Raw genomic sequence first — 12,255 nt, forward strand, 5'->3', positions numbered from 1 at the left:
TTTTCTAGAGTGCGACGGTTTTTCTAGAGAGTGATGGTCTGGCCGATCCCCGGCAACGCCACGTCCACACCTGATCCCTCCATTCCCGCAACGAATTTTTCCGCCGTCTGGTCGATGATCGGAAACGTGCCGAAATGGCAGGGAACGACCGTATCGAAGCGAAAAAAGCGCCGGCAGGCAAGGGCTGCCACCGCGCCGCCCATGGTGAAGCGGTCGCCGACCGGCACGATGCCGATCTTCGGCTCGTGCAATTCGTTGATCAGCGCCATGTCGGAGAATATGTCGGTGTCGCCCATATGGTAGAGCGTTTTCTCTTCAGGGAAATGCAGGACGAGCCCGCCGGGATTGCCGAGATAGGTGTTTTGACCGCCCTCGCCGCCAAATGATGACGAGTGCAGCGCCTGCACGAAGGTGGTGGTAAAGGCGCCGCAATCGACGGTGCCGCCGATGTTGCCGGGATTGATCTTTTCGCCGCTGGCGCCTTTGCCAACGAGGTACATGCAGATCTCGTAGTTGGCGACCAACATGGCGCCGCTCTTCTTGAGGACTTCCAGCGCGCCGCTGACGTGATCGTTGTGGCCGTGGGTCAGCAGCACATGGGTGACCCCTTCCGCCGGTCCTTCCCAGCCGCCCGTCCAGGACGGATTGCCGACCAGATAGGGGTCGATGAGGATACTGGCGTCCGCCGTTTCGATGCGGAATGCCGAATGTCCATACCAGGTCAGTTTCATCAGTCGTGTTCCTCGATTTTTGCTGCGCCGGAAGATAGAACGCCTCCTGCAGAATGAAAGTGCCATAGTGTCGTTGCCGGTCAAAAGAGCGTGTCACGCTCCATCGAAGGAAAACCGTTGGGGATCATCGCGATCGAGGAATTGCCGGCACGGCTTGTCGGCGGCAGGACACTGGCCGGGCTCGACCTCGGCGACAAGACAATAGGCGTGGCGGTTTCCGACCGCGGCCTGTCCTTCGCTCATCCGCGCCCTGTCATTATGCGCAAGAAATTCTCGCTCGACGCGGCCCTGTTGCTTGCCCAGCTGCAGAAGGACAATGTCGGCGCCATTGCGCTCGGTCTGCCGGTCAACATGGACGGGTCGGAGGGTCCGCGTGCCCAGAAATCGCGGGCCTTCGTGCGCAACATGGCTGCCCTGTCCGAACTGCCCTTCGTGCTCTGGGACGAGAGGCTGTCGACCGTGGCGGCCGAGCGGACACTGATCGAGATGGATTTCTCGCGCAAGAAGCGCGCCGGCAAGATCGATTCGGCGGCGGCCGCCTTTATTCTGCAGGGAGTCCTTGACCGGCTTCAGTCGCTCGGGCCATCCGCTCAGGCGGAACCGGATTCATCCAGCGGTTCCTGACCCAGGCGGCAATGTTGCGGCGGCGGCGAAATGCCCACAACGCCATCAGCAGGAAGCCGTCGAAGACGCAGGTTTTGGCTACCATGCCCGGAATGATTGCCGGATCGATGCCCAGCATCTGGCCGTAGAGCTCGAACACCAAATCATGCAGCCGACGGCTCAGCATCACATAGCCGAAATTGATGTCGTTGAGCGACAAATAGAACCAGCCCCAGAACAAGGCCATGGGGGCCGCCCACAGTGCGAACAGAATGCGCATCAGCGGCCATCCCCATGCTTCGTGTCCGATCGGCCGGAAATACGGTTGAGCAAGGAACTGTGCGCTGCCCCTCTTGCCATGACGTTGGCTCTGGCACGGATCTCGCTCTCGGCGGCGACCGTCGTGGCCAAGGCCGACCGGCGCTCGGCCAGCACGGCAACATAGGATGCCAGCAGCGCCGTCAGTTGCACGGCAATGACCATGAACAGTCCGTCGATGCCTTGCGCGGCGCCACCGACCAGGATGAGCGACAGGACGCCGGACGCGGAAATGAAGGCGATGCGCACGACGATGTCGGTGGCATCGGGATTTGCCGCGATGTTGAGCAGGGTCTCGACGAAAGCCCAGCAGAACAGCACCGCCACGACCAGCAGTGCGATGGCCAAAGGCGCGACGACGACGGCGTCATCCAGGCCGGCCAAGTGAGTGTTCTCGACAGCCACGCCCAGCACGCCGAGAGCGCCGGCGACACCGCGGTTGCCGTCGATGCAGATGAAGGCCAGCAAGGCGAAAACGATCGCCCAGTGCAAGGCCAGAAAAGAGGTCAGTACGTGCCGCATGGCGTTCCTGCTTCGCGAGCACAGGCGGCTTATGGTTAACCAATCCTTGCTCCAGCAGGACTGTGGGCTCTGCGGCCGGCCACCGCAACGGAAACCATTTGTTAAGGTTAACGCCTATCCACAGGACAAGGCGAACCGCGAAAAGCCCGCGTCGGCGCTAGTTCACCGGCGGATAGAGCGTGTCGATGATCATGCGCGCATCGTGGCGCGAATCGAGCATGCCGTAGGTGTTGCGCCACTGGCCGGCGAGCCGCGTCTCGACGAAGGCATCGGCAATCCGCCCTGCCCCCAGCCGGCGAAGCTCGGCTGCGGCCGCCGACAACGCCAGTTGCTCGGTGAGCAGACGGGCGGAGCCCTCGTCGGTCGCCGCCACCTGCATGGCCGCCTTGAGCACGCCGATGGTGCCGCGTCCGCCGGCGCCGAGGTCGCGGTCGATGCCGGCCAGCACCTCCTCGAACAGGCCCGGCGCGCGGCCGAGCACGCGCAGCACGTCGAGCGCCATGACATTGCCCGAGCCTTCCCAGATCGCGTTGACCGGGGCTTCGCGGTAGTAGCGGGCGAGCGGCGCCTCCTCGACATAGCCGTTGCCGCCGAGGCATTCCATGGCCTCGTAGAGCAGTGGTGGTGCGATCTTGCAGACCCAGTATTTGACGACCGGCGTCATGGCGCGGGCGAAGGCCGCCTCGCCCCGATCGCTGGCCGCCTCGTCGAAGGAGCGCGCCAGCCGGAACGACAGCGCGGTGGCGGCGGCGACGTCGAGCGCCATGTCGGCCAGGACGCGCTGCATCAGCGGCTGGTCGATCAGACTGGCGCCGAACACCTGGCGGTGACGGGTGTGGTGCACGGCCTCCGCGACGCCGGCGCGCATGATCGCCGAGGAGGCGACGGCGCAGTCGAGCCTGGTCAGCGTCACCATGTCCATGATGGTCTTCACCCCTGCCCCGGGTTCGCCGACCATCTCGCCAATGGCATTGACGAACTCCACTTCCGACGAGGCGTTGGAGCGGTTGCCGAGCTTGTCCTTCAGCCGCTGGAAACGGAAGCCGTTGCCAGAACCGTCGCCGAGGATGCGCGGGACGAGAAAGCAGGAAAGACCATCCGGCGCCTGTCCAAGCACCAGGAAGGCGTCCGACATCGGCGCCGACATGAACCATTTGTGGCCGGTCAGGCGATAGAAGCCGCTGCCGGCGCGCTCGGCCCTGGTGACGTTGGCGCGCACGTCGGTGCCGCCCTGCTTCTCGGTCATGCCCATGCCGAGCGTCAGCCCGGTCTTTTCAACCGGCGGCTTCTGGCTCTGGTCGTATTTGCGCGTTGTCACCCGTGGCGCCCATTCGCGAAACAGCTTTGGGCTTGCCATCAACGCTGCCAGCGAAGCGCTGGTCATGGTGATCGGGCACAGATGCCCGGTCTCCAGCTCGGCGGTGATGTAGAAGCGGGCGGCGCGCACCTGGTGGCGGCGGCCGATCTCGGCGTCGCCATTTTCCCAGACCGAGGAATGCAGTCCGTTGGCGACCGAACGACGCATCAGTGCGTGGTAGGCGGGATGGAACTCGACCAGATCGACGCGCCGGCCCTGGCGGTCATGGGTCCTGAGCTTCGGCGTCTCGACATTGGCAAGACGGGCCAGTTCCTGCGCTTCCTGCGTCAGCACGAAGCGGCCAAGCCCATCCAGATCCTTGCGCACCGGATCGGAAAACCGCTCGGCAAGCTGAATCAGCAACGGATCGCCCCGCCAGGCGTTGCCGCCCGTCAGCGGCGGCGGCTGGTTGGTCACGTCGTCGGTCACGCTTTGTCCTTGTCGTCGCAGGTCGGTCGAATCCGAAGCCATCGGCGGGTTATAGCCCAAGCCACGCAAGGCGCGCGACGAAAATACCGGGGAGAAAGGCCGCAATCCAAAGCCGGTGCTTGCAGCAGGGAATTCTGCACCCTATAGCAGCGCCTTGAGATGACTGACGCTTCGTCCCTGCCGCTCTATCCCCACCGCCATCTTCTGGGCATCCGCGATCTTTCCCCCGCCGATATAGAGCTTTTGCTCGACCGGGCGGACCGGGCCGTCGCCATTTCGCGGCAGCCGGAGAAGAAAACCTCGACGCTGCGCGGCCGCACCCAGATCAACCTCTTCTACGAAGCCTCCACCCGCACGCAGTCCTCGTTCGAGCTTGCGGGCAAACGGCTCGGCGCCGATGTCATGAACATGCCGGTGGCAAGCTCTTCGGTGAAGAAGGGCGAGACGCTGATCGATACGGCGATGACGCTGAACGCCATGCGCCCCGACATATTGATCATCCGCCACCAGTCGGCGGGAGCGGCGGCGCTTCTGGCGCAGAAGGTCGGCTGCTCGGTGGTCAATGCCGGCGACGGCGCGCACGAACACCCGACGCAGGCTTTGCTCGACGCGCTGACCATCCGCCGCGCCAAGGGGCCGCTGTCAAAGCTGATCGTGGCGATCTGCGGCGACATCCTGCATTCGCGCGTCGCGCGCTCCAACATCATGCTCTTGAATGCGCTCGGCGCGCAGGTGCGCGTCGTCGCCCCTTCGACGCTGTTGCCGTCAGGCATCGAGAGGATGGGCGTGATCGTCGCCCGCTCGATGGCCGAAGGCCTGAAGGGTGCCGACGTTGTCATGATGCTGCGCCTGCAACGCGAGCGGATGGAAGGCGCCTTCGTGCCGTCGATCCGCGAGTATTTCCGCTATTTCGGCCTTGACGCCGAAAAGCTGAAGGCGGCCAAGGACGATGCGCTGGTCATGCATCCCGGCCCGATGAACCGCGGCGTCGAGATCGCCTCGGAAATCGCCGATGGTCCGCAGAGCGTCATCCAGGAGCAGGTCGAAATGGGTGTCGCCGTGCGCATGGCGGTGATGGAAGCTTTGCTCGACCCGCGCCGCAACCATGAGGGGCGCGGCGCATGACGACGACCGTCTTCAGCAAGGCGCATATCGTCGACCCGTCGCGCGGTGTCGACGAAATCGGCACCGTCATCGTCGAGGGCCGCAAGATCGTTGCTGCAGGCAAGGCCGCCCTGAACCAGGGCATGCCGGAGGGCGCCATCGTCGTCGACTGCGCCGGCAAGGCGCTCATTCCCGGCCTGATCGACGCCCGTGTTTTCATAGGCGAACCCGGCGGCGAGCACCGTGAGACGATTGCCTCGGCGAGTGTCGCGGCTGCGGCAGGCGGCGTCACCTCCATCGTGATGATGCCCGACACCGACCCGGTGATCGACAATGTCGCCTTGGTCGAGTTCGTGCTGCGCACGGCCAAGGACACGGCCGTAGTCAACATCTTCCCGGCTGCGGCGATCACCAAGGGGCTTGCCGGCCGCGAGATGACCGAGTTCGGCCTGTTGCGCGAAGCCGGAGCGGTCGCCTTCACCGACGGTCGCCATACCATATCAAGCGCGCTGGTGATGCGCCGGGCACTGACCTATGCCTGCGATTTCGGCGGCGTCATCGCGCATGAGACCCAGGACGCCGACCTCGCCTCGGCCGGCGTCATGAATGAAGGCCTCTATGCCAGCTGGCTCGGCCTTGCCGGCATCCCGCGCGAGGCCGAATCGATCCCGCTGGAACGCGACCTGGCGCTGGCGCGGCTGACGCGCGGCGCCTATCACGCGGCCAAGATCTCGACGGCGATGGCGGCGGAAGCTGTGACACGAGCGAAGGCCGACGGAGCCAATGTCACGGCGGGCGTTTCGATCCACAATCTGTCGCTCAACGAGAACGATGTCGGCGAATACCGAACCTTCTTCCGGCTGACACCGCCGCTGCGGGCCGAGGAGGACCGGCTGGCGATGATCGAGGCGGTCAAGGACGGCACGATCGATATTATCGTATCCTCGCACGACCCGCAGGATGTAGACACCAAACGCCTGCCCTTCGCCGACGCGGCTGCCGGTGCCATTGGCCTGGAGACGCTGCTGGGCGCTGCACTCAGGCTCTACCACAATGGCGACGTGCCGCTGCTGCGGCTGATCGAGACGTTGTCCACCGCGCCGGCAAGGCTGTTCGGCCTGCCCGGCGGCACGCTGAAGCCGGGCGCGGTTGCCGACCTTGCGGTCGTCGATCTCGACGAACCGTGGGTCGTCAGCGAAAGCGGCCTTCGCTCGCGTTCGAAAAACACCTGTTTCGAAGGCGCGCGGCTGCAAGGCAAGGTCTTGCAAACGATGGTAGCGGGCCGCACAGTGTTTTCGGCCTAGGTCGGCCACGGCGCATTGCGCTGTTCCGAACGGTAGGGGAAACGTGGGGGGGAAACAATGAGTTACGGCCCGATCCTGGCATTGGTGTTCGGCTATCTGCTCGGCTCGATTCCCTTCGGCCTTTTGATCACCCGCGCCGCCGGCCTCGGCGATGTCCGCAAGATCGGCTCCGGCAATATCGGCGCCACCAATGTGCTGCGCACGGGCAACAAGGGGCTCGCCGCGGCGACGCTGTTGCTCGACGCGCTGAAAGGCACGGCAGCGGTTCTGATCGCCGCCCGCTTCGGGCCGGACTTCGGGCTCTGGGCCGGCTTTGGTGCCTTTCTCGGCCATCTCTTCCCGGCCTGGCTCGGCTTCAAGGGCGGCAAGGGCATCGCCACCTATCTCGGCGTGCTGATCGGCCTGGCCTGGCAGGTGGCCCTGATCTTCGCCGTCGTGTGGCTCGCCGTCGCTTTCCTGTTCCGCTACTCCTCGCTGGCGGCATTGGTGGCGGCCGTGGTGGTGCCGATCGCACTCTATTTTCTCAGCACGCCGCAGATTGCCGGCCTGTTCGCGGTGATGAGCCTGATCGCCATCATAAAACACCATGCCAACATTTCGCGGCTGCTCGCCGGCACCGAGGGCAAGATCGGAGCCAAGGGGTGAGCAAGCCTGCCGTCGGGCCGCGCCTCAGCGACCGGCAGCGGCTGAGCTGGCTTCGCCTGATCCGCACGCCGAATGTCGGCCCGGCCTCCTTTCGCCAGCTCATCAACCGTTTCGGCTCGGCAGAGGCAGCGCTCGAGATGCTGCCCGAGCTGATGATCTCCGGCGGCGCCAGCCGCATTGCCCGCATTCCTTCGGTCGCCGAGGCGGAGGCGGAACTGGAGGCCGCCGGCCAGGCCGGCGCCCGCTTCGTCGGCATCGGCGAAGCCGACTACCCGCCCCTGCTGAAAAACATGGACAACCCGCCGCCGCTGCTCGCGGTGAAAGGCGAGGCCGCGGTGTTCCGTCTGCCGGCGATCGCCATCGTCGGCGCCCGCAACGCCTCCCTTGCCGGTATCAAGATGGCGAGGATGCTGGCGGCGGATCTCGGCCGTGATGGCTACGCGATCGTCTCCGGGCTGGCGCGCGGCATCGATACATCAGCGCACCAGGGCAGCATTGCGACGGGAACGATCGGCGTGCTTGCCGGCGGGCTCGACCTGCCCTACCCGCCCGAAAATGCCGGTCTCTGCAACGAGATCGCCGAGCGCGGCGGCGCCGTCATTTCGGAAATGCCGTTCGGCTGGCAGCCGCGCGCGCAGGATTTTCCACGCCGCAACCGGCTCGTGGCGGGTGCAGCACTCGGGCTGGTGGTGATCGAAGCGGCGCAACGCTCGGGATCGCTGATCAGCGCCAGGCTGGCTGGCGAGATGGGCCGGCTGGTCTTTGCCGTACCCGGATCGCCGCTCGATCCGCGCGCCGCCGGCTCCAATGGCCTGCTCAAGGACGGCGCCACGCTCGTTACCGAAGCGGCCGACATCGCAAGCGCGATCGCGCCGCTCGCCGGCATCCGGCCGCCAAGGACGGCGCCGCTTGCCGAGCCGCCCGAACTGTCGGCAACGCCGCCGCCCGGCGAGGACGAGCGCGCGGGTGTGCTCGAAGTGCTCGGCCCGACGCCGGTGGCGGTGGACGAGGTCATCCGCCATACCGGCCTCAGCGCCGCGCAGGTTTCCATGGTGCTGCTGGAGCTGGACCTCGCCGGCCGGCTGGAGCGCCACGCCGGCGGCAATGTCTCGCTGGTTTTCGGCAATTTCTGAAATCTATCGAGAGCGCGGCGCATTGCCGGTCCGGCTCGTCCCCGCGAATGCTGGAATGCGAGCTCCTTCGGATTCCAACCGCTGTGCAACCGGCTGAACATTATCCTTGCAGGTAATGCATTGGCCGTCGATCCCGGCGGCAACGCGCTGTTGCCGATGACCGTAAATCGACTCAGTCGTAGATTTTGGCAAATAGATCGTTGTCACTGCCCGCCTTGAATTGTCCAGCGTACGAACCTGTCGGCAGCAGCAATGCTTCGCCTGTATCGGTTTTCAATGTCAGGGTCTTTGATCCGGTCTCAAGGTGAAATGGCGGATCAAGCACGGCGCCGTCAATTTCGACCGAACCTTGCAAGGGTGTCCCGCTTGCGCCGTAGAGCGCATAGCTTCCGGCAATCGGGACGTTGAAAATCTTCTTCTCACCGGGCTGAAGGCGGCAGCCGGCGATCCTGAGATTTGGTGCGACGCTGACGTAGCTGTTCGCAACCAGAGGCGCGACCACGGGATAGATATTGTCCATCCGGTAAGACCACAGGATCATCTTCGGCGGAGACTTGCTAAAGACTTTGTAGACCTCGGAATTCCTGCCTTCCCGCAAGGTCGCGAAAACATAGTGCCTATCGAGCCACAAAGTTGTCGGCTCCTTCCGATTGGGCAGCATCGCGATACCGTCGAAATATCGCTCATCGGGTGCGAGCAACGACTCTGCACGCGCGACCAGCTCAAGTTGGGCCGCATTGTTGTCGGTGCGAAGGTAAATGATATTGCTCACGTAGCTGATGGCCATGCTGGTGATCAGCGCCACCCATGCAAGGCGCAGGTAACGCGCATGGGTTGCGATGCCGTCGAGCAGTACCAACGACCACAGTGACATGAACGGCAGAGCCATGATGAACACGTAGGGCCACGGCTGGTCGTGAGCGAAAACCAGCACTGTGATGATGACAGAGAAGATCAGCGCAATTCGCCTTCGTTCATCGAGTTTCATGATCTGCATCAGAGACAGAGCCATGCCCGAGAAACAGAAGACATAAAATGCGTAGTTCCGCGCCAGCGTCTGTAGCACGAAGCGCCTCAGCCCCCCGTATTCACCGCCCCCACGCATCGCAATCTCAAGCGGGCCGAATACGAGGCTCTTGGCAATTGGAACGGGGTCGCCGCTACCGAAGATGAAGCAATAGGCAATTACAGGAAGAGCCCATCCCAGCACGAGCCATGCTCCACGGGCTATGCCTGTTGCGTAGCGTCTCTGCAAAGCTGCGTCAGCGACCAAGCCAAGCCCAAGGGCAACATTGAAGTAGACTGACTTCTGAGTAGCGAGGAAGGCCAAGCCGCTTAGGATGCCAGCGGCAAGAAGCTGCCTTGCGCTCAACGCATGGGCCCGCAAGATAACCAGCAGCGCCGCCACGGCGAAGAAAACCGCCAGTGGTTCGGCGATGGTGCGAAAGACGCGCTCCATGAAATTCGAGAAGCAGAGCAGGATGAGGACGATTGCCAGTGCGCGCACGCGGTCTTCGCCAAGTGCGCGAGCGCATGCATAGACGAAAGCGATGGTCACGCATGCCAGCAGCGCAGCCTGCATGCGGCCGGTAAGCAGAATCGATGGGGCATCCCAGCCGATCAGATGGGCAATCTCGTAAAAGACCGCATAGCCGACCGCCTTGGCATGCCAGATAGTATCGAACAGGCCGTTGGAGAAATATTTGGCCCATCCGAGTTGGACGAATTCGTCCATAACGAAGCGAGTGTTCCAAGCCAAGGCGAACAGCAAAATAATCTTGAGTGCGATCAGGACACCCAAATATATCGCGGCCTGGCGCTGCTCGAGACCAAATAGCTTGGTTAGTCCGTGTCCCGGTTCCTGCGTGTTCAAGATACCCCCCAAACCGTGACTCTCACTCCCAGCGCACACCCAATAGCGCAAGGAATGGTGGCATTATTCGCGGACTTCGTCGTCGCGCGGGTCAATCAGTTCAGAGACTACCAACTCAGCACTTCGCAATAGTTCGGCCAGTCCGGTACCGCCGATTCTCTCTGCGCTTTCGGGAAATGCCGTCGCGCCATGGTCGCAAAGTCCGAGCGAGAAAACAGCACGACATGCTTGTCGCCGGTAATGTACCAGTCTGCAAGAAGCGACAGCGTGGCGCGTATCGCTCCCGGCTCAACGTCCTTCAGGATGATCTTCCGGCAGGCCCAGCGTTCGCAGCTTTCGGCCAGCGATTTGAAGAAGGCGTCGCGCTGATCGACCGGCACATGATGGATGACGTCGCAAATCGTAACGACATCGTAAAATCCGGTTACACAGGTGAGATCAGTCGCGGGCAGAAGTTCAACCCTCGCCCGATTTGCGTTGCTTAGGAATGTACCGATTACAGGAGCTGGATCGCACATCGTAACCGCTAGGTCAGGGCGTCGATCTAGAACCCGCTCGATAAGCGCGCCGTCACCTCCGCCGATATCCAAGACCTTCGCGCCGTTCGGCAGTTCGCCATCGAGAAAATCCGCTATTATGTTGAGGTTGACGAACACACGGCGATAGACCTTGCCGACCGGCTCAAAATGGCGGCCGAGAACCCTGCGCGCGACCTGACCTGGTGCTAACATTCTTATTCCTCATTTCCCACTGATTGCTGCTTCGCCGGGCGGGAGGGTGCCGTCGGCACGGTTGCGGGTTGCAGATAGAGCCGCGGCAGGATGGCCCAGTGCGCAACGACAAAGTTCCAGACGATTAGAGCGACGGTAGCGATCGGAGTCGCAATCGCAACACCAAGACCGAGACCGGAACAGAGAACCATCATCATGGCCAGCGAGACTGGATAGGCCGTGGCCACGCCTCCTACGAAACGCGCGAATGCCTTCAAGCGAAGAGGCTCGGCAAAGGTGAAGCGGCTGTGCAGTGCGTATCCGAGCGGCGTTACTGCCAAGAATGAAATCACGGTGCCCAGCAGGTAATGCACCCCCACCTGATCGACCGCAATCATGATGGCGTTGTGCGTAATGGCGCACACCAACCCCACCAGTGTGTATCGCCATCCTCGTTCCAAAAGCGGTCTTTCACGGGCACCCGCAAGGCGCTCCTGCCCCGCCTGCTCACCGGAGGTCATAGCAGTCCTGGGCATTGGCTCAGAAAGCTCCTGTCAGTTTCGCGCGAAGTCGGCTCACGGTACGCTCACACAACCGCGAGTCGCGCAAATAGCGCCTCATTCCGATCGGCCCGAGCGATAGCACAACACCAGTCGCGCGAACCAAAGCCTTCAAGTTGCCGCCCGACGCAGCGGCCAGCAACACATTGACGCTGATCGACGCCCGAGCGGCCGGTTCGACCCGGCGGCGACTGCTTGCCGGGAGCCGGTGCAAATGGCGCTCCAGGACAATCTGCATTTGTGACCGGAACTCGCTCGCGTCACGGGATCCGGTTACAGTCAGCGAACTGCCGTGAACCCGAAAGGCCGTCGTGATCTGGTCGTGATAGGTCACTGGTCCAGTACTGGCGAGCTTCGCCCATATGTCCCAATCCGCCGTATACCAGAGTCTCTCATCCAAGCCCCCGCACTCCAGCCAAGCGCTTCGGCGGAATACCGGCGCGGGCACCGAGATAAAATTTTGCACGAGCAGCCGTTCCAGCAGGAATTCAGCTCCGAGCACCTCGTCAGCCGGCAAGGGACAGTTCCAGCGCCCCATTCGCCGGCCGTTGCGGTCGACGATAGCGGTTGGGGCCAAATGAAGTGCGGCTTCGGGCGCGTCTGCAAGCCAGTGGCGAGCGGCCGCGACGCGTCCAGGCAGCCACAGGTCGTCGGATGGGAGTATGCAAACGTGATCGGCGGCCGCTAGCTCGACGCCCAGGTTGGTCTTCGTCTGCCACTGCCCGAGGTCCCTTCGCTGAAGCAGCCGAAGGGGCAATTGGTGGACAAATCGCTCGACAATCGCAGCGGTGGCGCTCGTCGGGCTGCTGTCGATAACGATTATCTCGAGGCCGTCGGTCGGCTCAGCAGCCAGCGAGTCAAGTGTCGCACCAATCCATGCCGCTCCTTCATGGACCGGCATGACGACGGACAGAAATGGCTTTTCGGCCACGCAGCTACCTGCCCGAGTTTCCGCTCGCAAGGCAG

Annotated in this window: 13 protein-coding genes; 5 read left to right on the forward strand and 8 right to left on the reverse strand. The window is 63.2% G+C overall.

Translation table 11 applies throughout. The annotated features are described in order from the left end of the window. Positions 1–23 precede the first annotated feature (23 nt). A complete protein-coding gene (locus tag DH08_RS07935; RefSeq protein ID WP_192178790.1) occupies positions 24–731 on the reverse strand; it encodes a metal-dependent hydrolase in 708 nt (235 codons plus the stop codon). Positions 732–848: 117 nt separating this feature from the next. Here DH08_RS07935 and ruvX point away from each other — a divergent pair, with 117 nt between their 5' ends. Beyond that, positions 849–1,355, forward strand: a complete 507-nt coding sequence (gene ruvX / locus DH08_RS07940) for a Holliday junction resolvase RuvX (protein WP_192178791.1) — start codon at positions 849–851, stop codon at positions 1,353–1,355. On the opposite strand, the gene DH08_RS07945 is transcribed toward ruvX, so the two are convergent. The 3 genes from DH08_RS07945 to DH08_RS07955 all read right to left on the reverse strand — a co-directional run bounded on the left by DH08_RS07945 (position 1,273) and on the right by DH08_RS07955 (position 4,002). Continuing rightward, positions 1,273–1,614 (reverse strand): DUF6105 family protein, encoded by a 342-nt coding sequence (locus DH08_RS07945; protein ID WP_192178792.1) that lies wholly within the window; start codon positions 1,612–1,614, stop codon positions 1,273–1,275. The genes ruvX and DH08_RS07945 overlap by 83 nt on opposite strands. Further along, the gene (locus tag DH08_RS07950) at positions 1,614–2,174 is read right to left on the reverse strand and encodes a hypothetical protein (RefSeq protein ID WP_192178793.1); all 561 of its coding nucleotides are present in this window, start codon (positions 2,172–2,174) and stop codon (positions 1,614–1,616) included. Before DH08_RS07950 ends, DH08_RS07945 begins: the two co-directional genes overlap by 1 nt. Before the next feature lie 157 nt (positions 2,175–2,331). Then, on the reverse strand, positions 2,332–4,002 hold the full coding sequence (locus DH08_RS07955; protein WP_210328572.1) for a DNA alkylation response protein: 1,671 nt from the start codon (positions 4,000–4,002) through the stop codon (positions 2,332–2,334). Between the two features lie 117 nt (positions 4,003–4,119). On the opposite strand from DH08_RS07955, the gene DH08_RS07960 reads away from it, so the two are divergent. Genes DH08_RS07960 through dprA form a run of 4 tightly spaced genes read left to right on the forward strand, consistent with a single transcriptional unit; the run spans position 4,120 to position 8,146 of the window. Continuing rightward, positions 4,120–5,085, forward strand: a complete 966-nt coding sequence (locus DH08_RS07960; protein WP_192178795.1) for an aspartate carbamoyltransferase catalytic subunit — start codon at positions 4,120–4,122, stop codon at positions 5,083–5,085. Continuing rightward, entirely contained in the window at positions 5,082–6,368 is a 1,287-nt protein-coding gene (locus DH08_RS07965; protein WP_192178796.1) for a dihydroorotase, read from the forward strand. The genes DH08_RS07960 and DH08_RS07965 overlap by 4 nt, the downstream gene beginning before the upstream one ends. Positions 6,369–6,425: 57 nt before the next feature. Beyond that, the gene (gene plsY / locus DH08_RS07970) at positions 6,426–7,013 is read left to right on the forward strand and encodes a glycerol-3-phosphate 1-O-acyltransferase PlsY (protein WP_192178797.1); all 588 of its coding nucleotides are present in this window, start codon (positions 6,426–6,428) and stop codon (positions 7,011–7,013) included. Further along, entirely contained in the window at positions 7,010–8,146 is a 1,137-nt protein-coding gene (dprA, locus tag DH08_RS07975) for a DNA-processing protein DprA (protein ID WP_192178798.1), read from the forward strand. Before plsY ends, dprA begins: the two co-directional genes overlap by 4 nt. Before the next feature lie 172 nt (positions 8,147–8,318). Here dprA and DH08_RS07980 read toward each other — a convergent pair whose 3' ends face one another. The 4 genes from DH08_RS07980 to DH08_RS07995 form a co-directional block, all read right to left on the reverse strand. Then, on the reverse strand, positions 8,319–10,019 hold the full coding sequence (locus DH08_RS07980; RefSeq protein WP_192178799.1) for an ArnT family glycosyltransferase: 1,701 nt from the start codon (positions 10,017–10,019) through the stop codon (positions 8,319–8,321). Between the two features lie 107 nt (positions 10,020–10,126). Further along, complete coding sequence (locus DH08_RS07985; RefSeq protein ID WP_192178800.1) at positions 10,127–10,675, reverse strand: methyltransferase; 549 nt, start codon at positions 10,673–10,675, stop codon at positions 10,127–10,129. Positions 10,676–10,752: 77 nt separating this feature from the next. Then, a complete protein-coding gene (locus tag DH08_RS07990) occupies positions 10,753–11,250 on the reverse strand; it encodes a GtrA family protein (protein WP_192178801.1) in 498 nt (165 codons plus the stop codon). A 19-nt stretch (positions 11,251–11,269) separates the two neighbouring features. Continuing rightward, positions 11,270–12,220 (reverse strand): glycosyltransferase, encoded by a 951-nt coding sequence (locus DH08_RS07995; protein ID WP_345892368.1) that lies wholly within the window; start codon positions 12,218–12,220, stop codon positions 11,270–11,272. Between the last annotated feature and the right edge of the window lie 35 nt (positions 12,221–12,255).

The organism is Mesorhizobium amorphae (assembly GCF_014843845.1).
In the GTDB taxonomy this organism is placed as follows: Bacteria; Pseudomonadota; Alphaproteobacteria; order Rhizobiales; family Rhizobiaceae; genus Mesorhizobium; species Mesorhizobium amorphae_A.